This is a genomic window from Nonomuraea sp. NPDC054003 (genome assembly GCF_055585125.1).
In genome coordinates, this window is the sequence record NZ_JBVJKR010000009.1 from 14,585 (window position 1) to 35,039 (window position 20,455).

The window sequence follows — 20,455 nt, forward strand, 5'->3', positions numbered from 1 at the left end:
AACATCTCTCCGATGCAATCACGGTTGCTCGTCGCCGTAGGACTCCTCCTCGTCCGGGATGACAGCCTCATCGGAGGCGTCGAACTGGTCAGCGGACTCCTGCATCTCGCCTTCAGAAGCGTCGCGTTGCACGGTCTTGCCCATAGCCTTCTCCACCAGCTTGACCAGGGCCTCACGCCGGGCCACGAAGAAGGCGTCGAAGTTGTCGGTACGCATCGCACTCGGATCACACCGGTGTGATGAAACTAGGGCGTCCAGCCGTTCGGATGGGATGTGCGCAGCCTTCTCGATAGCGGCCATGTACTTCGACGGTGCGACGCCTCCGATCTTGCGATTGGTAGCTGCGGACAGTGGCGTCTTGTTCACGATGCTCTCGCGGCGCTCGTCGTCGATGTCGTGGTCGAGGCACCATTTGTAGGGGAAGATGTGGTGGATGTCGACGTTCATGTCGATGTATTGGATCTTGTTGAAGGTCTTGTCGTACATCCAGTCCGCTGCGTCGTCCGCGATAACGAGTGCGTGGATCCCCTTGTAAGCCGCTGCTCCACGTGTCCGCAGCGAGTGCAGCCGGGACTCCACGAATGCCGCGTCCTGGATGGTCCGTGGTGTTGTGGCGCCGTCCTGGCCGCGTGCCCAGTGCGGAACCTGCTCTAGATCCCGGACGAATCGGGTTTCGTTGGCGCTGCCGTAGAGCTCGCCCAGGACACCGCACCAGTACCACTGGGTGATCCGTTCGCGGATCCCGTAGAGATCGATGTCGTTGCCCAGCACTACCCGCAGCGTCGCCATCGGCACGAGTTGCTTTGCGTAGGGCACCGAGCGTTGATCGAAAATGTGCTGGTTCGCGAGGAATGTGGCTGCCCACAGGAAGCCAACGCGCAAAGGTTGTACCCATTCAAGGTATTCGCTCAGCTGGAGCTTGAGGACGTCCTCGCGCTTGGCGGAGACCGCCGGGGGGCGCTCCGAGGTGTCGGCCTGGTTGCGCTTGAGCGTGGCAAGCATTGTGACTGCTTGTAGGAAGTCTGTGTTCTCAACGGCGTGCAGCACCGGATGAGCGGCGAAGACCTCCTGGGTCTTCAGCCAGTCTTCGTTGAGGCGGAAGTCCTCGCCGTGCTCGTCGTAATAGTCCTTGTCGCCGGCAAAAGTTGCGGTGAGGAGTTCGAACACGTTGAGGGTCAGGCCGCCTGTGTTGACCTTCTCGAAGACGGTGGCGACAGCCGACTTGCTCGTCTCCTTATCCAGCTCGATCGCCGGGATATCGTACGTCGTGGCTGGACTCAAGACCTTCGCCATGAACTCTGGCATCAGTGAGATGTCGGGCAGCTTGGTCAGCCAGGTCGCGGCGTTCAGCGGGTCGTACAGCAAGCGGAACGGGAAGTAACCTGCCGCCCGCTCTCTGTCCTCGTCGGAAAGGTCGAGCACGATGTCCTTGCCGAAGTTGGTACGGATCACGCCGTCGCCAGGGACAGAGATGACGGCCTCGTCCATGCGGTCCGTGCCCTGGAGAGCAAGCCCGATGTCGACGTAGTACCGGCGGTCCATGAGCTTGCCGCGGCTGTCCTTGGTTGACACGACACCGTTCCTGGTCAGTGCTTGGGTCAGCGACGTCAGCCGCTGTTGCCCGTCTAGGAGCAAGGCGGCCGGCTCGGTACCGTCAGCAAGCACCACACCTTCGATCGCACGCGGCTTGAACCTGATCTGATCGTTGCCGGTCTTGAGCAGCATCACCACTCCCATGGGGTGGCGCTGCAGGACCGTGACAAGCAGTTGGCGGATCCGCTCTTCCTCCCACTTGTAACCGCGCTGGAAGTCAGGCAGCTGAATCTCCCCGCTTGTGGTCCACTTCAGGTAGTCGGCCAGCTTGTAAAGCGGTGTCTGAAACCCCATCTGAACTTGTCCTCCGTGACATTGAGCTTGCTCTACATCTTGGCCGGAGCAGCCTTGGATGGTGTGACGACGACCGAATTCGAGGGCGGAAACGCGCACTTCTACAGGATGGTGTGGTTATCAGCGAGCGATCCGAGATCAGACGAGGGATGCGGTTGTGGACTGCATGATCTTCGCGTGGCCTCGCAAGCAGGCGCCTATTGCAGACGTCCTTCCATGGAGAATGCGCGCCTGACCTGTGGAGCCGCTCGCGCTCAAGCCCGCTGTGCCTCTTGTTCGGCCGAGCTGAGATGTATGGGGAGAGAGGGGCCTGGTCGATCCCTGGGCCTCGAGCCCAGAAGCATCTCCAAGATCATCCCGCGTATATCCCGTGATCAAGGTCCTACGGCTGCACACAGGTGCCCTCGGCGACCTATTTAGAGTCTGGAAAGCAGAAGACCTGCGGTCAAGAAACCGCAGGTCAGCGTACGAAAAGCCTGGTCGAGATGAGTGCCCCCGGCAGGATTCGAACCTGCGGCACCCGCTTTAGGAGAGCGGTGCTCTATCCCCTGAGCTACGGAGGCGGACAGACCAAGCCTAGCGAAAGTCCGGCCCTCCGTGTGCCACCCGGCCCCCGTGACTTGCCGGAGCCCACGTCATGGGTGGTGTGAGCTGCGGTAAAGCCCTGGCAAGTGATCACCTTTCGGGACAGGTGACGCGGATACCGTCCCACCTGTGGATGCGAGGCGACGGAGGCAGGCGCGCCGGCGGCCGGTGGTGCTGTTTGCGGCGCTGCTGGCGCCGGCGATCTTCGCTGCTGGGTTGGCGGCCGGGGAAGCGGGGCGGGACGAGCGGGTGGGTGGTCGGCGGGGTGTGGTGGCGGGGGAGAGGCCGGTCGTGTTCGGGCCGGTGGTCGCGCCTGCGCCGGCTCATCCGGTACGGGCGTTCGCGGCGCCGGTGCCTGCTCAGGTGGCACCTGCTCCGGTCGTTGAGGAGGCGCCGGTGGTGAGGGCTGTGGTGGCGCCCAAGGTTCGGTCGCGGACTCGGGAGCCGGAGGACGTGGTGAGGGAGACGTCACGGGGCAAGCCGTCGCCGACTGCGGAGGCGTGTCCGGAGGAGTGGGAGGACACGTGGCTGTGGGAGTTCTGCCGGGAGCATGAGCGGAGGGTGGCGGCCGGGTCGCGGCGCCGTGACTGACTCCCGGTGTGGGGGTGGCTGGGGCTCGGCGCCGCGTCCTGAGCCCCAGCAACCTCCCTGCCCCAGAAGTCTCGCCGTGCCAGAAGCCGAGGCACGTCGAAAGCCTAGGTGCCCGAGGCCAAGCCTTCCGGAAGCCCAGGTGCCCGGAGCCGAGCCTCCCGGAAGTCGGGGTGCAGGAGGCCGGGGGCGCAGGAGGTCCAGGGCGCCGCAAGCCAAGCGTGCCGAAAGCCGAGGGTGCCGAATGCCCAACCTGCCGGAAGCCCAGCAGTCCAGAAGCCCAGAAGTCGAGAAGCCCAGCCGCCCTGAATCCCGCTCGCCATAGAACCGCAAGCCTGTCCGCCGCGTACTGACAGACAAGGGCAGCGGTCGTCTTGAAGGGGCAAAAGCGTCGTTCATGTCATAACGGCTCTCCGGAGTTCGGTCCGGACACTCAGAGGGCTGTAGTAACGTGCGTGCCGGACCCGCGTCACGAGTTTGCAAAGCGGAGGAGTCGAACGTGCCAGCCCCTCGGTCAGCAGGTCTGATCGCGGTTGTCATGACGATGACCTCCCTGGCGGGCGTGCCCGTGGCCGGGGCGGCCCAGGCCGCCGGGCAGGCCGCGCATGCCGGTCAGCAGTCCGTACGCGAGGCCGCGGCGAACAAGAAGGCGAACAAGAGGGCGAACGAGAACCCGAAGGACCTCACCGCGCTGCGCAAGGAAGCGCAGCGTTCCGCCCAGGAGCTGGAGGACGCCACCAAGGCTCTGGAGAAGCGCCGCACGGACTTCGCCGCCGCCGAGAAGGAGCTCAAGGAGAAGCTGAAGGCCCTTGAGGTGGCGGAGCGGCAGCTCGCGCAGGTGCGGCGGCCGGTGTCGCAGCTGGCCGAGCTGCTCTACCAGCAGCCCGTCGGCGCCGATGGGGTGGCGTCGTTCCTGGCCGGTGACTCCAACAGTGAGACCTTGCGGGCGCTGGCGAACGTCAACCACATGGTCACGGTGCGGCAGCACGCGGTGGAGGAGACGAGCACGCTCACCCTGCACACGCAGCGGCTGGCCGGCGACGCGCAGGAGTTGCGGGCGGGCAACCTGCTAGCCGAGGCGCAGATGGCGGCGGAGATCGACCTGCTCAGGAAGAAGTCCGACAAGGTCGTCAAGTCGCTGACCCAGCAGTTGGTGAAGCTCGGCATCAAGATCGACAAGGTGGAGAAGGCGGCGCTCGGGTGCAACCCGCTGCGGGCGGCCACGGCCAACGACTACCCCAACGGGCTGATCCCGACGAGCATGCTCTGCCCGTTGCAGCAGAAGGGGCACAGCCTGCGGGCGGACGCGGCGATCGCGTTCGTCAGCCTGAACGAGGCCTACCGCAAGCAGTTCGGCAGGCCGATGTGCGTGACGGACGCCTACCGGAGCCTGGCGGAGCAGCAGTCGGTCTACTACCGGCGGCCGGGGTTCGCGGCCGTGCCGGGGAAGAGCAACCACGGGCTGGGGCTGGCCGTGGACCTGTGTGGCGGGGTGGAGAGGTTCCGGTCGGCGGAGTTCAACTGGCTGGAGAAGTACGGCAAGAAGTACGGGTGGATCCACCCCGACTGGGCCTACCGCAGCCCGTTCGAGCCGTGGCACTGGGAGTACGATCCCGAGGCCGACTCGGTGCTTTAGGGCTCTTCACGCGTGCTCGTCGCCGACGCGCTGATGGTCTGCTCGATGCTGATCAGGGCTTCCAGTTGTTGTGCGGACAGCGACGCGGTGAAGTGGCGGTGGATCGAGGCGAGATGGGCCGGGGCGGCCTCGGCGTAGACCTGCCGGCCTGACTCGGTGAGCACGACGTCGTCGCCGCGGCCGTCGAGCTCGCAGGCTTGGCGGGCGATCAGCCCTCGCCGTTCCATCCGGCCGAGTTGGCGGGACAGCCGGCTGTGGGCCCAGTTCATCCGGGCGGTGAGGCCGTTCACCCGGATGCAGTGCTCGTCGTCGGACAGCGCCGCCACCGCGTCCAGCACCTCGTAGTCGGCCATCGACAGGCCGGTGTCCCGCTCCAGGTCGCGCGCGATCTCCGCGTCCACGAGCAGGTGCAGCCTGCGGTAGGCCGCCCAGGCCTGGCGCGCGGTCTCTTCTTGCGGTCGCGGTCTCGTCATGGGGATCAGTGTAAGGAATTTTCGTGACATGTAACGAGACTTCCTCTATCGTCTTCGTTACATGTAACCAAAGAGCGGAGGCGTGATGTCGTTCGAGCAGCGCATGATCGAGGTCAACGGGGTCGAGCTGAGCACGGAGTCCTTCGGCCGGCCGGAGCATCCCGCGATCCTGCTGGTCCATGGCGCGGGTCACTCACTGCTGGCATGGGAGGAGGACTTCGTCCGGCGACTGGTGGCCGGGGGCCGATACGTCATCCGCTACGACAGCCGGGACGCCGGCCTGTCGACGAACTATCCGGCGGGAGCGCCGGCGTACGGGCTGCGGGACCTGGTCGCCGATGCCGCCTGCCTGATCGAGGCCCTCGGCCTGACCAGTGCCCACGTCGTCGGCATGTCGCAGGGTGCGGCGGTCGGTCAGCTTCTGGCGCTCGATCACCCCGGCCGGGTCGCCTCGCTCACCCTCGCCTCCGCCACGCCCGGCGGGCCCGGGCACGAGCACCCGGACCTGCCGCGGATGTCGGCGGACCTTCAGGCCCTGTTCGCGGAGGAAGACCCCGGGCCCGACTGGTCCGACCGGGCCGGTGTCATCGACTACCTGGTGGAGGCCGAGCGCCCGTTCGCCGCCGCCTCCAGGCCGTTCGACGAGGCGGGCATGCGGGCCATGGCCGCCCATGTGGCCGGACGCACCAGGAACATCGCCGCCCAGCTGACCAACCCCTTCATGATCGACGCCGGGGAGCCGTGGCGGGGCCGGCTCGGGCAGATCACCGCGCCGACGTTAGTGCTGCACGGCACCGAGGACCCCATGTTCCCCATCGAGCACGGACGCGCCCTGGCCGAGGAGATCCCCGGCGCACGTTTCATGGCGATGGAGCAAACCGGTCACGAGGTCTTCCCTCGCGCCCAGTGGGACACCGTCGTCGACGCCATCCTTGATCACACAAGGGCCATCAGGCCGGTTTGATGGCGATGGACAGGTGGCCCGACGCCTGGGCGCCTGCCAGGGTCTCCGCCTGGGTGAGGGTGGTGGCTAGGACGACGAGGGCGCCGTGGTCGTCGTCGGCCGACGGGATGGTCAGCACGGTCACGTCGTCGGCGACCAGGGAGGCGGTCTGGGTGTCGCCGGCGGCGAGGACGCCGATGCGGGAGCCGGGGGAGATCAGGCGCACGGCGTCGGGGTCGGAGATGCGTACGGGGGTGGCGACCATGCCGGGCGGCAGGCGTAACCGGTCGAGGAGGCGGGCGTCGGTGAGCGGCTCGCCGCGGCGCATGGGAGCGGCCAGGACGCGGCCGGTGGCGCCTGTGCGGAGGGCGCCGTCGGGCGGGGCGGGCATGGGCACGGCGCGCAGGTCGCCGGGGCGGAGCACGCCGGGTGACAGGTCGCGGGCGGCGACCAGCACCGCCGGGCCCGGGAGCGGGCGCAGCGCGAGGTGGCCGCACAGGACGCCGAGGGCGGCCAGGACCGCGGCGATGAGGCGGCGGCGCCGCTCGCACCGCCGCAGCCAGGCGCGGATCACGGCAGCTCGAAGGGAAGCTTGATGCCGTCGAGGGCGGACCCGCAGGAGCACGTGCGCTCCTCCGGCAGGGCCTGGACCGTGTCGGAGACGAGGGTGCGCATGCGGGCGACGTTGCGGGCGAAGAAGGCCAGCACCTCTTCGTGGGTGACGCCCTCGCCGGCCTCCACGCCGGCGTCGTGGTCGGTCACCAGCGACAGCGAGGTGTAGCAGAGGGCCAGCTCGCGGGCGAGCACGGCCTCGGGGAAGCCGGTCATGCCGACGATGGTCCAGCCGTTGCGCTGGAACCACTGCGACTCGGCCCTGGTCGAGAAGCGCGGGCCCTCGATGACCACGAGCGTGCCGCCGTCGGCGGTCTGCCACTCGCCGGCGCGGGCGGCGGCGACGGCGACCTCGCGGCCCGACGGGCAGTAGGGGTCGGCGAAGGAGACGTGGACCGCGCCGCCGGCGTCGTAGTAGGTCTGGACGCGGCCGGAGGTGCGGTCGACGAGCTGGTCGGGGACCACGATCGCGCCGGGGCCGAGCTCGGGCTTCAGCGAGCCGACCGCGCTGGGGGCGAGGACCTGGCGGACGCCGAGGGAGCGCAGGGCCCACAGGTTGGCGCGGTAGGGGATGCGGTGGGGCGGGAACCGGTGGTCCCGGCCGTGGCGGGGGATGAAGGCCACCGGACGCGAGCCTATGCGGCCCACCGTGACGACGTCGCTGGGCGGGCCGTAGGGGGTGGCGACCTCCACCTCCTCCGCCTCGTCGAGCAGGGAGTAGAAGCCGGAGCCGCCGATGACGCCGATGTCTGCGCGAATGACCATGGCGCTGAGAGTAGCGGGCGGGGGAATGGGGTCGAAAAGGCCGAATCTCGTTCTGTGGATATCGCGGGCGGGCGGGGTGAGGGCTGTGGACAAGGCGCGACCACCCAACGTGGCCGATGCGATACGCGGCGTATTATCGGCGCATGCGGCAACGGGGCCTCGGGCTGATCATCATCGCGCTGATGCTCGGCATGCTGCTGGCCGCGCTCGACCAGACCATCGTGTCCACGGCGCTGCCCACGATCGTCGGCGACCTGGGCGGGCTCGATCACCTGTCGTGGGTGGTGACGGCCTACATCCTCGCCTCGACGGTGTCCACGCCGCTGTGGGGCAAGCTCGGCGACCAGTACGGGCGCAAGCGGCTGTTCATCGCCGCCATCGTGATCTTCTTGACCGGCTCGGCGCTGTGCGGGCTCAGCCGTAACATGGGCGAGCTGATCGGCTTCCGCGGCCTCCAGGGTCTCGGCGGCGGCGGGCTGATGGTGCTGGCCCAGGCCATCGTGGGCGACGTGGTCTCGGCCCGCGACCGGGGGAAGTACCAGGGGTTCTTCGGCGCCGTGTTCGCCGTGTCGAGCGTCGTCGGGCCGCTGGTCGGCGGCCTGTTCGTCGACCATCTGTCGTGGCACTGGGTGTTCTACGTCAACCTGCCGCTCGGCGCCGTCGCGCTGCTCGTGATCACCGCCGCGCTGCCCGGCGACCGCCAGCGCGCCCGCCACACCATCGACTACGCGGGCGTGGCCCTGCTGGGCGGCGCGACGTCCTGCCTGGTGCTGATCGCCACCTGGGGCGGCACCGTCTACCCGTGGGCCGACCCGGTGATCGTCGGGCTGGCGGTGGCGGCGGTCGTGATGCTGGCCGGCTGGGTGGCGGCCGAGCGCCGGGCGCGTGAGCCGGTGCTGCCGCTCGCCCTGTTCAGGAACCAGGCGTTCGCGGCGTCGTCGGTGGTGGGGTTCGTGGTCGGGTTCGGGATGTTCGGCGCGCTCACGTACCTGCCTCTCTACCTGCAGGTGGTCCACGGGGTGAGCGCCACGCTGTCGGGGGTCTACCTGCTGCCGATGATGGCCGGCATGCTCACGCTGTCGATCGTGAGCGGGTTCGTCATCTCGAAGACCGGTAAATACCGCTTCCTGCCGATCGCGGGCACGGGCATCGCGACCGTGGGGATGTTCCTGCTGTCGACGCTGACCGAGTCGAGCGGCATGCCGGCCCTGGCGGTCTACCTGCTGATCCTCGGCGTGGGCATCGGCATGACCATGCAGGTGCTGGTGATCGTGGTGCAGAACGCGGTCTCGTTCAAGGACCTGGGGGTGGCCACGTCGGGGGCGACGTTCTTCCGGTCGATCGGCGGGTCGTTCGGGGTCGCGGCGCTCGGGGCGGTCTTCACCGGGCGGCTCGCGCAGGATGTGCGCGAGGTGCTGGCCAGGTCGTCGCTGCCGCCGGGGTTCGACCCGGCCGAGGTGCAGAAGGATCCCACGGTGGTCCGGCGGCTGCCGCCCGGCCTCGCGGCCGAGTTCCTCCACGCGTACGCCGACTCGATCGCCATGGTGTTCCGGGTGGCGGCGCCGGTCATGCTGGTGGCGTTCCTGCTGTCGTGGTTCATCCCGCAGCAGCGGCTCAGGGAGACGACGAAGGCGGCCGACCTGGGCGAATGCCTGGGCGCGACGTCGGCCGAGCGTTCGTCGCTGGAGGAGGTGGAGCGCGGCCTGGTCCGGCTCGCCGACGCCGAGCTGCGCACGGGCTACTACACCCGGATGGGCGATCTGGCCGGGCTGGCGGGCATGAGGCCGGAAGGGGTGTGGATCATCGCCCGGCTGGGCGGCAAGGGCTGGGTGTCGGCCGCCGCCCTGGCGGAGCGGGCGCGGGTCAGCAGGGAGCAGGGCAGACCGTACGCCGACCAGCTCGTCGACGACGGGTTCCTGGAGCGTTCGGCGGACGGCGAGATGCTGCGGCTCACCGAGCGCGGCCAGGAAGCCGCGCTGCGGCTGCTGCGTTGCTCACGCGAGGCGCTGAGCAGGTCGGTCGCCGACTGGGGGCCGCATCCGCAGCTGGAGGAGCTGCTCGACCGGGTCGCTCCGGATCTGCTCGGAGCCCTGGTGGACCGCCCGCGCTAGTTGGAGGCGGCGGCGGGGGCGGGGGCCGACTCGGCGGGCTTGCTGTCCGACTTCGACTCGGACTTCGAAGAGGACGAGCTGTCGGACTTCGAGGAAGAGGACGAGGAGGAGCCCGACGACGAGCGGTTGTCGGTCTTGTAGAAGCCCGAGCCCTTGAAGACGATCCCGACCGCCGAGAACACCTTGCGCAGCTGCCCCTCGCACGCGGGGCACACGGTCAACGCGTCGTCACTGAATTTCTGAACGACCTCGAGCTGCTCGGCGCAGTCGTTGCAGGCGTACTGGTAGGTCGGCACGCGTTCCTCCTAGCAGGCTTTGGCACTCATGCCTTGCGACTGCTAATGGTAACCGATGCGGTCAAACGCCTATTCCAATCCCCGGTCCCCGTACCATCCGGCGAGCTTGCCGCGGCGGCTGACGGCGCGTAACCGGTGTTCGACCTGGTCACGGGTGGCGGCGGTGGTGACGAGCAGGAGCTGGTCGTCGGCCCTGATCTGAGTGGTCTCGCCGGGCACGAACGACCTGCCGTCGCGCACGACCAGCGTCACCTGGGCGTCGCGCGGCAGCCGCAGCTCGAAGATCTCCACCCCATGCAACCGTGACCCGGGTGGCACCGACACCTGCAGCAGGTCGGCGTTCAGCTCCTCCAGCGGAGCCGCCTCCACCTCCAGCTCGTGCGCCTCGACGGGTGTGGTCACCTTGAGCAGGCGGGCGGCCCACGGCAGCGTCGGCCCCTGGAGCAGGGTGAACACGATGACGATCACGAACACCTCGTTGAAGATGTCCTTGGAGCCCTCGACCCCGGCGGCCCACGGGATCGTGGCCAGCACGATCGGGATCGCGCCGCGCAGCCCCGCCCACGACAGGAAGGCCTGCTCCCGCCACGGCACCCAGCCCTGCCCGATCAGCCGCCCGAGAGACGCGCTGACCAGCACCGCCAGCGGCCGTGCCAGCACCACCATGACCGTGCCGGCGATGAGGCCGGGCACGATCGCCGACGACATCTCCATCGGGCTGGCCAGCAGGCCCAGCATCACGAACAGCCCGATCTGCGCCAGCCACGCCATGCCCTCCGCGAACCCCCGGGTGGCGGCCCGGTGCGGCAGCTTCGAGTTGCCCAGGACGAGCGCGGTCAGGTAGATCGCGAGGAAGCCGGAGCCGTGCAGCAGCGCCCCTCCCGCGTACGAGAAGAGGGTGAGGCCCAGCACCGCGATCGGGTAGAGGCCCGAGACGGGCAGCGCGATGCGGCGCAGCGCGAACGCGCCCGCCGGGCCGATCGCCAGCCCGACGGCTGCGCCGATGGCCAGCTCGCTGCCGGTCTCGACGAGGAACGAGCCGAGGTCGGGCGACGCGTGGACGGTGCCGCTCAACAGCACCACGGCGAGCACCGTCGGGGCGTCGTTGAAGCCGGACTCCGCCTCCAGGATGCCCGCAAGCCGGGGCGGCAGCGGCAGCCGGCGCAGGACGGAGAACACCGCGGCGGCGTCCGTCGGCGCCAGCACCGCGCCGATGATCAGCGCGGTGATGGTGTCGACGCCCAGCAGGTAACGGACGGGGATGGCCACGGCCAGGATGCTGACCGCGACGCCGACCGTGGCCAGGATCAGCGCCAGCGGCACCGATCGGCGGACCTGACTCCAGTTCGTGGTCAGGCCGCCCTCGGCCAGGATCACCGCGAGCGCCAGGAAGCCGATGTCCTTGGCCAGGCCGGGATCGGCGAACGGGATGCCGAACCCGGCGTCTCCCAGGACCAGCCCGAGCCCGAGGAACAGCAGCAGGCTGGGCAGTCCGCTGCGGTGCGCGACCCGTACCGAGATGACGGCGGCGATGACGATGACGGCACTGACGAGGAGCCAGACATCCAGCGTCATCCGGCCCCCTTTGATCACCTGTGTCTAGGTAAGTTTAATTAGTCCCGAAGGTGTGATCGCAAAGCGGACGGCCCGATCGTGCGGTTCCGCCGGGATGTCGTCCCTGAGCTCGCCCTCGTGCAGCGGCGCGACGGTCGGCACGTTCGGCCCGACCCGGGCCAGCGCCCGGTCGAACGACCCGCCGCCGCGGCCCAGCCGCACCCCGGTGCGGCGGTCCACGGCCAGCGCGGGCGCGATCACCAGCGCGGCCGTGCGGATCGCGTCGACCCCGCGCCGCGTGTCGACCGGCTCCATCAGGCCGAACCGGCCCGGCGCCAGGGTGTCAGGCCCGTCGTACACCGCCCAGTCGAGGTCGTCGTCCTCGCGCAGGACCGGCAGCATCACGGTCGCGCCGTGCTTCCACAGCGCGAACACCAGCCCGTGCGTCCCGGGCTCGGCGCCGATCGACCAGTAGCAGGCGACCAGCCCGGCCATCTGGACCCAGGGCTGGTCGAGCAGGGTTTCGCGGACTTTGGTGGCGTTCGCGCGGAGCTGATCGGGGGTGAGCGAGGCGCGCGCCGCGAGCAGTTCGCGACGCAGGTGCGGCTTGTCCACAGGTACCTCCACTAGGGTCTAGGCATGGCTGACTTCGACCCTGTGACGAAAGCCGTCGTGCCCGCCGCGGGTCTGGGCACCCGGTTCCTTCCGGCGACCAAGGCGACACCCAAGGAGATGTTGCCCATCGTCGACAAGCCCGCCATCCAGTATGTCGTCGAGGAGGCCGCCTCCGCTGGCCTGCTCGACGTGCTGATGGTCACTGGCAAGAACAAGCGGTCCATAGAGGATCATTTCGACCGCGCGTACGAGCTGGAGGACGTGCTCGAGGCGAAGGGCGACGAGCACCGGTTGTCCCAGGTCCGCGAGCCGGCCTCACTGGCGACCCTGCACTACGTGCGGCAGGGCGAGCCCAAGGGGCTCGGGCACGCGGTCCTCTGCGCCAAGCAGCACGTCGGCGACCACCCGTTCGCCTGCCTGCTCGGCGACGACCTGATCGACCGGCGCGACCCGCTGCTGCAGCGCATGATCGAGGTGCGCGGCGCGTACGGCGGCAGCGTGATCGCGCTGATGGAGGTCCCCAGGGAGCAGGTCTCGCTGTACGGGGTCGCGACCATCGAGGCGACCGGCGAGGACGACGTCGTCAAGGTCGTCGACCTGGTGGAGAAGCCTCCGGTCGAGGAGGCGCCCTCCAACTGGGCGATCATCGGGCGCTACGTGCTCGACCCGGAGGTCTTCGCCGTGCTGGAGGAGACCCCGCCGGGCCGCGGCGGCGAGATCCAGCTCACCGACGCGCTGCGCACCCTCGCCGGCCGCGACGCCGACAAGGGCGGCCCGGTGCACGGCGTGCTGTTCCGCGGCCGCCGCTACGACACCGGCGACAAGCTCGACTACCTGCGCACGGTCGTGAAGTTCGCGGCCGACCGGCCCGACCTCGCCCCCGACTTCCTGCCCTGGCTGCGGGAGTTCCTCGATGAAATCGGTTGACGCGCACCTGGCCGACATCCTCGCCACGGTGCGCCCGCTCGCGCCGCTGGAGCTGGAGCTGGAGCAGGCCCTCGGCGCCACGCTCGCGGAGGAGATCACCTCCCCGGTGCCGCTCCCGCCGTTCGCCAACTCCGCCATGGACGGATATGCCGTACGAGCGAGCGACATCGCGGACGCGCCGGTCACGCTGCCCGTGATCGACGACGTGGCGGCCGGGGCCGGCGAACTGCTCGCCGTCGGCCCCGGCCACGCCGTCCGCATCATGACCGGTGGCCCGATGCCCTCGGGGGCCGACACCGTCGTGCCCGTCGAGCTGACCGACGGCGGCACCGTCCAGGTCCGCATCGACGAGACCGTGCGGGAGGGCAACGCCATCCGCCTGGCCGGCGAGGACGTGCAGGCCGGCGCGGTCGTGCTCAAGCCCGGCACCGTCATCGGCCCCGCCCAGCTCGGCATCATCGCCGGCGTCGGCCGCCGCCGCGTCCTGGCCCGGCCCAGGCCGCGCGTCGTCGTGCTCGCGACCGGCGCCGAGCTGATCGAGCCGGGGCTGCCGCTCGGCCCCGGCCAGATCTGGGACTCCAACAGCTTCACGCTCACCGCCGCCGCCCGCTCCGCTGGCGCCGACGGCTTCCGCGCCCCCACCGTGGGCGACGACCCGGCCGCGTTCCTGGAGCGTCTCGACGCCCAGCTCGTCCGCGCCGACGCCGTCGTGACCAGCGGCGGGGTGTCCATGGGCGCGTACGAGCCGGTCAAGGAAGCCCTCGGCCCGCTCGGCACCGTACGGTTCGACAAGGTCGCCATGCAGCCCGGCATGCCCCAGGGGTTCGGCACCGTCGGCGACGACCAGGTGCCGATCTTCGCGCTGCCCGGCAACCCCGTCTCGTCGTTCGTGTCGTTCACGCTCTTCGTCCGGCCCGCGCTCGACAAGATGCGCGGCCTCCCGGCGGGGCCGCCCGCCACCGTCACCGTCCGCACCACGGCGTCGCTGCGCTCCCCTGCCGGCAAGAGGTCGTTCCTGCGTGGCATGCTCGGTTCCGACGGCTCCGTCGCCCCCGTGCACGGCCAGGGATCACACCAGCTCGCCGCCCTGGCCTCCGCCAACGCGCTCATCGTGGTGCCGGAGGACGTGACCGAGGTGCCCGCCGGCGAGCAGGTGGAGGTGATCAGGCTGTGAGCGAGCTGACGCACGTCGACGAGACCGGCGCCGCGCGCATGGTGGACGTGTCCGCCAAGGACGTCAGCGCCCGCACCGCGACGGCCACCGGCCGGGTGCTGCTGTCGCCCGAGGTGGTGGCGCTGCTGCGGTCCGGCGACGTGCCCAAGGGCGACGCGCTCGGCGTGGCCCGCATCGCCGGCATCATGGGCGCCAAGCGGACACCCGACCTCATCCCGCTGTGCCACCCCATCGCCATCCACGGCGTCAAGGTGACGCTCGACGTGGCCGACTGGGGGGTGACGATCACCGCCCGGGTCAAGACCGCCGACCGCACCGGCGTGGAGATGGAGGCGCTCACGGCGGTGTCGACGGCGGCGCTGGCGCTGTTCGACATGGTGAAGGCGGCCGATCCGGCAGCGGTGATCACCGACATCCGGGTCGAGGAGAAGACGGGCGGCAAGACCGGCGAGTGGAGGCGGGCGTGATCAGGGCGCTGGTGGTGACGGTGTCGAACCGGGCGTCCGCCGGGATTTATGCCGATAAGTCAGGACCGCTCCTGGTTTCCCTGCTCACCGAGGCCGGCTGCACCGTCGAGGGCCCGGTGGTCGTCCCCGACGGCGACCCCGTCGAGGCCGCCCTGCGCGACGGCGTCGCCCAGGAGTACGACGTGATCGTCACGACCGGCGGCACTGGCCTCACCCCCACCGACCTGACCCCCGAGATGACCGCCCGCGTGATCACCCGGGAGATCCCCGGCATCGCCGAGACCATCCGCGCCGCCAACCGCGACCAGGTGCCCACCGCGATCCTCTCCCGCGGCCTCGCCGGCCAGGCAGGCCACACCCTCATCGTCAACCTGCCCGGCTCCAGCGGAGGCGTACGCGACGGCGTCGCCGTGCTCGCCCCCGTGCTCAAGCACGCCGTCGACCAGATCCGCGGCGGCGACCACCCACGCTGACCTCAGATGCGCCACCAGACCCGTGGCGGCATCGCGCCGAATCGGGGGATGATGTCAGATGTGGATCGACTACGCGGCTGGCCTGCGACGCTGACCGAGGGCCCGGTGTCCCTCAGGCCGCTCCGGCTGAGCGACGTACGCGTCTGGCGCGACACCCGGGTGCGCAACGCCGACTGGCTGCGCCCCTGGGAGCCGAGCAACCCCGAGACACCGCTCTTCCGCACCGGGCTCGGCCCGTACATCACCATGGTCGCCACCCTGCGCCGCGAGGCCCGGCAAGGCCTCGCCCTGCCCTGGGTGGTCACCTACCGCGGCCGCTTCGCCGGGCAGCTCACCATCGGCGCCATCGTCTGGGGCTCGGCCCGATCCGCCCAGGTCGGCTACTGGATCGACGGCGCGCTCGCCGGCCGCGGCATCACGCCGACCGCCCTCGCCATGGCCGTCGACCACTGCTTCTTCACCACCGGCCTGCACCGGATCGAGGCGAACATCCGCCCCGAGAACCAAGCCAGCCGTAGAGTGGTTGAGAAACTGGGCTTCCGGGAAGAAGGCATTCGGCGTCGCCAACTCCACATCGACGGAGCCTGGCGCGACCACATCTGCTACGCGCTGACCGCGGAGGACGTCCCCGGCGGCCTGCTCGTACAGTGGCGTCGCGCCCGGTCGTCCGTGGAAGAGGTTTGACGATCTCGCGACACACCGCATCGAATGCTCGTCAATCAGTGACACGCGGTCTTACGGTGCGTGACGTGAGCACAATGAGAACGCCCGACGCACCGAGGCGTTCTCGTGCTGCCCGGAGGTGCCTGTGAGCGGTGCTCTCCTCTACCTCGCCATCGTCATCATGTGGCTCTGCGTGCTGGTGCCCATGTGGCTGCGCCGGGACAAATCCAACCTCGCCGAACTGGCCGAGCTCGAAGAGCACTACACCGGCGAACACCAGATCCCCGACCTCACCACCGCGCCCGACGAGGAGCCGGTGGAGACCGAACGCGTCGACCCGCGCCAGTTCCGTTACCGGCGGCGGGCGATCATCGTAGCGCGCCGGCGGCGGTTGCTGTTCTTCACCGTCCTGCTGGTGGTGGCCTCGGTGGTCACGGCCTCGGTCCAGATGATCCCCTGGTGGGGCGTCGCGCCGTCCGGCGCCGTCATGTTGCTCTACCTCGTGTTCCTGCGCATCGCCGTCAAGGTCGACCGCGAACGCCGCCAGCGCGCCCTCCAGGCCCGCGAGCGCACCCGCCGCATCCGCGCCCGCCGCCGCGCCGAGGAACTCGCGGCCAGGGAGGCGGAGGTCATCGAGTTCACGGGGGCGCAGGGGGACGTTCTCTTCGACCAGTACGCCGAACCGCCTCGGCGAGCGGTGGGCGACTGAATACTGTGGCGCGAGGACCCTCGGTTGTTTGCTAATCTGGTCGAGGTCTTGGGGATGTAGCGCAGTCCGGTAGCGCACTTCGTTCGCATCGAAGGGGTCAGGGGTTCGAATCCCCTCATCTCCACAAAATCAAAAGGCTCGGTTCCGACTTCGGGGCCGGGCCTTTTTGCTGGTCAGAGGCGATGCGGGTTGTCAGTGATCCCCGATCGGTGGCGGAGTTGTCAGCGCAGAGGTTCGGCCCGGAGTCAGCGAGAAGTCAGCGGACGTCCTTGGAGCCGCTTGCCGTAGGCGGGGGTGTCAGGGACGGGCTCGCTTGACTGGCAGCCATGAGGTGAGCAGCGGGGCCAGTTCGGGGAGCAGGCTGGAGCCGAAGATGCAGAGGGTCTGTTCCCAGGGGTGGCCGAAGGTGCCGTTGGTCATGTCTTCGGAGAGGAAGACGTAGTAGTCGCCATTGGGGAAGATCTCGACGGGCCAGTCGGCGGTGTCGGCGAGGGCCTGGCGGTGGGGCCGGAACCACCAGCTTGGGTGCTGCCAGTCGAGCACGAGCAGGCGTTGTGAGTCGGCGAAGGCGCGGGTCATGGCCAGCAGGCTAAGGGCGTTGACGGCGTCGTTGGCCGCGGAGAACCGGGCTGGGGAGCTGGTGAAGATCGGGACCAGGTCGATGGTCAGGGACGGGGTGGGTTCGTTGATCGCAGGTTCGCCGTCCTTCCATGAGTACGGCCGGAAGGCGAAACGCGCGTCGAACGGGGCCCAGCCGTCTTCGTAACGTTCGATTTCGATCTGCTCCCAGGCGGGGGTGGTCACGGGAGAACCATAACGGTGGGTGTGGTCTGGGTCGTGCTGTTCGCGTGGGAACTGGGCTGCGAATCCGGAAAGGCCCGACTCCAAATCTCGGAATCGGGCCTTCTCCGGTCCTCGGCTACGAGGTGGATTGGTGGTCTTCTGGCCAATGCTCCGAGGAGGGATTAAGCGAGAAGTCTGCGAAGACGGCGCGGGCCCTGTTGTTGCGGTCGCGTGAGGCGTGTGTGTAGCGGTTGAGCGTGGTCGAGATCTGCTCGTGGCCGATGAGCCCGGCGACGTCGTTCACCGGCACGCCGCTGGAGACGAGCCAGGTGGCGTAGCAGTGTCGGAGGTCGTGGAAACGCAGCCCTTCCCCGGCGTGCTGGGCGACGTAGGTGACGGCCTCCTCCCTGGTCATGAAGCGCTTGCTCTGCTCGGTACCGGCCTTGGTCGTCCAGGTGCCGACGAACCCTTCCCCGGCCGGTGCGACCGAGCCGAGGAGACCGGCGCGGACGAGCGAGGGCCGCCAGACGCGGGCGCGGAAGGTGTGGCGGCTCATCAGGTTGCCGCTACGTAGGGTGAAGACCTCGCCGAGCGGACCGGCCGAGAAGGCCTTCCGATGTGCGGTGAGGAGGTCGAGCGCGAAGCCGGGCAGCGGGATCTCTCGTCGTCCTGCTCGGGACTTGGGATACGGCTTGATCGTGATGTGCCCGTTGATCTCGACTGCGACGCGGAGCACCCGGACGGTACCGGCATCGAGGTCGATGGCATCCCATCGCAGCCCGGCGCACTCGCCCCACCGTAGCCCCGCTCCGGCGGCCAGGCCGACGACGGCACGATACCGGTCGGGGACATGCCGGAGGAGCATGGCGAACTCCTCCCGCGTGATGATGCGGTCATCGTCGGCCTGGCGGCGGCGCTTGGGCAGGCGTACGCCCTCACACGGGTTCGCGCCGATGAGCCGATCCCGTACGGCCGAGCGCATCACTCCCGACAGCAGCCGATGGCACTCGATCACGGTGGCAGGGGAGAGGCGCTTGCCGAGATCGGTGATCCACGCCTGTACGGCGGAGTGGTCGATCTTGCCGAGCGGAAGGTCCTGCCAGCGGGGCTGGACGTGGTTGCGCATGATGGACTGATCGCGCGCGGCGGTGGCCAGCTCGTGATTGCGCGACGCGAGCCAGCTACTCGCGTACGGGCCGAACTTGGTCTTGCCCGCGTGCGGGTCGACGTACGAACCGCGGTTGAGCGCGCTCTTGATCTCTGCGAGGAACGCGGCTGCCTCTCGCTTCGTGGAGAAGGTCTTCGAGCGCTGGCGGTCGGTGTGGTCGCGCCAGTTGGCTCTGTACGTCCCGGCCTTGGTCTTGACGATGTGCCCCATGTCAGTTCGCCTCGCTTTCCGGCGTGCCGTCCAGCCAGGAGTGGAACCGGCGCTTGGGGATCACCCAGCGGTTGCCCATGCGGATGGCCGGGATGGTGCCGTTGCGGACAAGGGCGTAGGCGCTGCCCCGAGACAGCGACAGCAGGTGTGCTGCCTCGATCACGGTGTAGACGGCGCGCTGCTCATCCGAGATGGACTCGGCAGGAGCGTGCTGTGAGGTGCTGATCAGGTGATGCATGGTTAGTTACCTCCTGCCGGGTTGTGGTTGCTGATCTGGCTGGCCAGTGCGGATTCGCCGGGGGTGAAGCCTTGTCCGGCGTACTTCCAGTGGGCCAGGACGAGGGTGCTGGTCGGGTCGTGCCGCAGGCGTTGCAGCTCTTGGGCCTCGCGGTACTCCAGGCGGACGCGGCGCAGGGCGGTCAGGGTGGTGGAGTAGGCGCGACTCTTGGTGGAGAAGTGGCCTCGGAAGCCGAGCATGTGAGCCCACTGGCGCAGCCGGAGCGGAGCCAGGTCGGGGTGGGCATCGGTGTTGCCGAGGTCCCAGGCGGTGCGGATCAGGCGGGAGGCGTGCTCGGTGACGCCGTGGGTGTGCAGGCGGGCCAGGTCACTCCGGGTGACGCGGCGGTCCAGGGTGCCGGAGGTCTCGGCGGCCTTGGTGGCGTACTTGGCGATGTAGCCCGCGACGGCGGCCTCCGACAGGGCGTTGCCATCGAGGCCGGCGGACTGGATCGGGCGGACGTCGACGGTGCCCCAGGTGAGCGGTTGCCCGGTTTCCGGAGCGGGCAGACGGACGGCCTTGGCGGCGGAGGTGATGGCGCTGGTGAGCAGGTCGAGGGTGGCCCAGGCGGGCGGGTTGGTGAGCGTGTCGCCGTCGCGGCCGTCGAGGCGGATGACGGCGTGGAAGTGGACGACGCCCCGGGCCTGATACTCGGCGACCTTGGCGAAGGACAGGCGGGTGGTGCGGGCGAACTCCTTGCGGGTCAGGCCGGTGGCGGCGGCCAGGTGCTGGCGGAGGTAGATGGTGAAGCGGTGCCACAGGACGGCGGCGTGGGCGTTCCACAGGACGTGCCCGGTGTGGTCGTAGGTATCGGAGTCGAGCGGTTGGCCGATGGTCGGGTCTCCCTTCTGGTGCCGGGTGAAGCAGGACGGGCCGGTCCGGCGCGGGTGGCAGAGGTTGAGCGCGCCGTCCTTGTCGGGGCCTCGGTGGACGGGGCCGAAGGACGGGGCGGTCAGGGTGGCGAGGACTCGCGGGTGGGTGCGGACGATCTCTGGGACTCCCTTGTCTCCGCCGATCAGCCCGGCGCGGATGAGGTGGAAGGTGTCTTGGCGGTAGGTCTCGGCGCAGGCCGGGCAGCGGGAGGCGCGGCGGTTGCCGCAGCGGATCAGGAGTTGGCCGTGTGGTTCGTCGCGGGTGGTGAAGGTGTGCAGGAGTTCGCCGGTGGTGCTGTTCAGGGTGGTGGATTCGCCGGTGAGGCGGATCGGGTCGGTGCAGCCGCGGAGCCGGTCGACCTGGTGAAGCCAGCGGGTGACGTCGTGGTTGGAGCGGCGGGCCAGGTCCCGGATGACGGGGCCGATGAGGTCGCCGAGCTGGGCGGGTGCTTCGGTCACTGAGCCTCCTCTCCCCTGCCTTCGCAGCACGGGCAGTAGATGACGATCAGTCGGTGGGTACGGGTCGAGCGGATGCGGACAGAGCCGTATCCGCCGCATTCCGGGCAGGGCCGGTGGCGCATACTGGGATTCCTTCGTTTGTGTGCGGAGGGTGACGTCCCACGGGGACGGCGTGGCTGCCAGGCTTGAGCCGTCCCGTGGTGGCGTC

20 protein-coding genes and 2 tRNA genes are annotated in these 20,455 nt (G+C 69.4%); 10 read left to right on the plus strand and 12 right to left on the minus strand.

Annotated elements, in window-relative coordinates; genetic code table 11:
- Positions 1-18: 18 nt before the first annotated feature.
- A complete protein-coding gene (locus ACZ6YG_RS23740; protein ID WP_466019222.1) occupies positions 19-1,887 on the minus strand; it encodes a GmrSD restriction endonuclease domain-containing protein in 1,869 nt (622 codons plus the stop codon).
- Positions 1,888-2,377: 490 nt separating this feature from the next.
- Positions 2,378-2,450, minus strand: a tRNA-Arg gene (locus tag ACZ6YG_RS23745).
- Positions 2,451-3,598: 1,148 nt separating this feature from the next.
- Here ACZ6YG_RS23745 and ACZ6YG_RS23750 point away from each other — a divergent pair.
- On the plus strand, positions 3,599-4,696 hold the full coding sequence (locus ACZ6YG_RS23750) for a D-alanyl-D-alanine carboxypeptidase family protein (RefSeq protein WP_466019223.1): 1,098 nt from the start codon (positions 3,599-3,601) through the stop codon (positions 4,694-4,696).
- On the opposite strand, the gene ACZ6YG_RS23755 is transcribed toward ACZ6YG_RS23750, so the two are convergent.
- A complete protein-coding gene (locus tag ACZ6YG_RS23755) occupies positions 4,693-5,169 on the minus strand; it encodes a MarR family winged helix-turn-helix transcriptional regulator (RefSeq protein WP_187280921.1) in 477 nt (158 codons plus the stop codon). The two genes, ACZ6YG_RS23750 and ACZ6YG_RS23755, sit on opposite strands and share 4 nt — an antisense overlap.
- A gap of 85 nt (positions 5,170-5,254) precedes the next feature.
- On the opposite strand from ACZ6YG_RS23755, the gene ACZ6YG_RS23760 reads away from it, so the two are divergent.
- The gene (locus ACZ6YG_RS23760) at positions 5,255-6,133 is read left to right on the plus strand and encodes an alpha/beta fold hydrolase (protein WP_466019224.1); all 879 of its coding nucleotides are present in this window, start codon (positions 5,255-5,257) and stop codon (positions 6,131-6,133) included.
- On the opposite strand, the gene ACZ6YG_RS23765 is transcribed toward ACZ6YG_RS23760, so the two are convergent.
- Together ACZ6YG_RS23765 and ACZ6YG_RS23770 are read right to left on the minus strand one after the other, a co-directional pair.
- Entirely contained in the window at positions 6,120-6,686 is a 567-nt protein-coding gene (locus ACZ6YG_RS23765) for an RcpC/CpaB family pilus assembly protein (protein ID WP_466019225.1), read from the minus strand. The genes ACZ6YG_RS23760 and ACZ6YG_RS23765 overlap by 14 nt on opposite strands.
- Entirely contained in the window at positions 6,683-7,489 is an 807-nt protein-coding gene (locus tag ACZ6YG_RS23770) for an S-methyl-5'-thioadenosine phosphorylase (RefSeq protein ID WP_466019226.1), read from the minus strand. Before ACZ6YG_RS23770 ends, ACZ6YG_RS23765 begins: the two co-directional genes overlap by 4 nt.
- 143 nt (positions 7,490-7,632) lie before the next feature.
- Here ACZ6YG_RS23770 and ACZ6YG_RS23775 point away from each other — a divergent pair, with 143 nt between their 5' ends.
- Positions 7,633-9,600, plus strand: coding sequence for an MDR family MFS transporter (locus ACZ6YG_RS23775; protein ID WP_466019227.1), 1,968 nt, complete (start codon positions 7,633-7,635; stop codon positions 9,598-9,600).
- On the opposite strand, the gene ACZ6YG_RS23780 is transcribed toward ACZ6YG_RS23775, so the two are convergent.
- From ACZ6YG_RS23780 to ACZ6YG_RS23790, 3 genes are all read right to left on the minus strand, one after another.
- Positions 9,597-9,896, minus strand: a complete 300-nt coding sequence (locus ACZ6YG_RS23780; protein WP_219551114.1) for an FmdB family zinc ribbon protein — start codon at positions 9,894-9,896, stop codon at positions 9,597-9,599. The two genes, ACZ6YG_RS23775 and ACZ6YG_RS23780, sit on opposite strands and share 4 nt — an antisense overlap.
- Positions 9,897-9,965: 69 nt before the next feature.
- Positions 9,966-11,471 carry a potassium/proton antiporter gene (locus tag ACZ6YG_RS23785; protein WP_466019228.1) on the minus strand — a complete coding sequence of 502 codons (1,506 nt, stop codon included), beginning with the start codon at positions 11,469-11,471 and terminating at the stop codon, positions 9,966-9,968.
- 24 nt (positions 11,472-11,495) lie between these two features.
- Positions 11,496-12,065 carry a 5-formyltetrahydrofolate cyclo-ligase gene (locus ACZ6YG_RS23790; RefSeq protein WP_148029027.1) on the minus strand — a complete coding sequence of 190 codons (570 nt, stop codon included), beginning with the start codon at positions 12,063-12,065 and terminating at the stop codon, positions 11,496-11,498.
- Positions 12,066-12,089: 24 nt separating this feature from the next.
- On the opposite strand from ACZ6YG_RS23790, the gene galU reads away from it, so the two are divergent.
- The 7 genes from galU (at position 12,090) to ACZ6YG_RS23825 (ending at position 16,602) form a co-directional block, all read left to right on the plus strand.
- Positions 12,090-12,992, plus strand: a complete 903-nt coding sequence (galU, locus tag ACZ6YG_RS23795) for a UTP--glucose-1-phosphate uridylyltransferase GalU (protein WP_148029028.1) — start codon at positions 12,090-12,092, stop codon at positions 12,990-12,992.
- Positions 12,979-14,166 (plus strand): molybdotransferase-like divisome protein Glp, encoded by a 1,188-nt coding sequence (glp, locus tag ACZ6YG_RS23800; RefSeq protein ID WP_148029029.1) that lies wholly within the window; start codon positions 12,979-12,981, stop codon positions 14,164-14,166. The genes galU and glp overlap by 14 nt, the downstream gene beginning before the upstream one ends.
- Positions 14,163-14,633 (plus strand): cyclic pyranopterin monophosphate synthase MoaC, encoded by a 471-nt coding sequence (gene moaC, locus ACZ6YG_RS23805; RefSeq protein ID WP_148029030.1) that lies wholly within the window; start codon positions 14,163-14,165, stop codon positions 14,631-14,633. The genes glp and moaC overlap by 4 nt, the downstream gene beginning before the upstream one ends.
- Positions 14,630-15,106 (plus strand): MogA/MoaB family molybdenum cofactor biosynthesis protein, encoded by a 477-nt coding sequence (locus tag ACZ6YG_RS23810; RefSeq protein WP_219551122.1) that lies wholly within the window; start codon positions 14,630-14,632, stop codon positions 15,104-15,106. Before moaC ends, ACZ6YG_RS23810 begins: the two co-directional genes overlap by 4 nt.
- Positions 15,107-15,157: 51 nt before the next feature.
- On the plus strand, positions 15,158-15,790 hold the full coding sequence (locus ACZ6YG_RS23815; protein ID WP_187281380.1) for a GNAT family N-acetyltransferase: 633 nt from the start codon (positions 15,158-15,160) through the stop codon (positions 15,788-15,790).
- Between the two features lie 124 nt (positions 15,791-15,914).
- On the plus strand, positions 15,915-16,478 hold the full coding sequence (sepX, locus tag ACZ6YG_RS23820) for a divisome protein SepX/GlpR (RefSeq protein WP_466019229.1): 564 nt from the start codon (positions 15,915-15,917) through the stop codon (positions 16,476-16,478).
- Positions 16,479-16,528: 50 nt separating this feature from the next.
- Positions 16,529-16,602, plus strand: a tRNA-Ala gene (locus ACZ6YG_RS23825).
- 173 nt (positions 16,603-16,775) lie between these two features.
- Here ACZ6YG_RS23825 and ACZ6YG_RS23830 read toward each other — a convergent pair.
- The 4 genes from ACZ6YG_RS23830 to ACZ6YG_RS23845 form a co-directional block, all read right to left on the minus strand.
- Positions 16,776-17,282, minus strand: coding sequence for a DUF2716 domain-containing protein (locus ACZ6YG_RS23830; protein WP_466019230.1), 507 nt, complete (start codon positions 17,280-17,282; stop codon positions 16,776-16,778).
- A 115-nt stretch (positions 17,283-17,397) separates the two neighbouring features.
- Positions 17,398-18,639: a site-specific integrase gene (locus ACZ6YG_RS23835; protein ID WP_466019231.1), complete on the minus strand. Its 1,242-nt coding sequence runs from the start codon at positions 18,637-18,639 to the stop codon at positions 17,398-17,400.
- Position 18,640: 1 nt separating this feature from the next.
- Complete coding sequence (locus ACZ6YG_RS23840; protein WP_466019232.1) at positions 18,641-18,877, minus strand: helix-turn-helix domain-containing protein; 237 nt, start codon at positions 18,875-18,877, stop codon at positions 18,641-18,643.
- Between the two features lie 2 nt (positions 18,878-18,879).
- A complete protein-coding gene (locus ACZ6YG_RS23845) occupies positions 18,880-20,247 on the minus strand; it encodes a replication initiator (RefSeq protein ID WP_466019233.1) in 1,368 nt (455 codons plus the stop codon).
- Between the last annotated feature and the right edge of the window lie 208 nt (positions 20,248-20,455).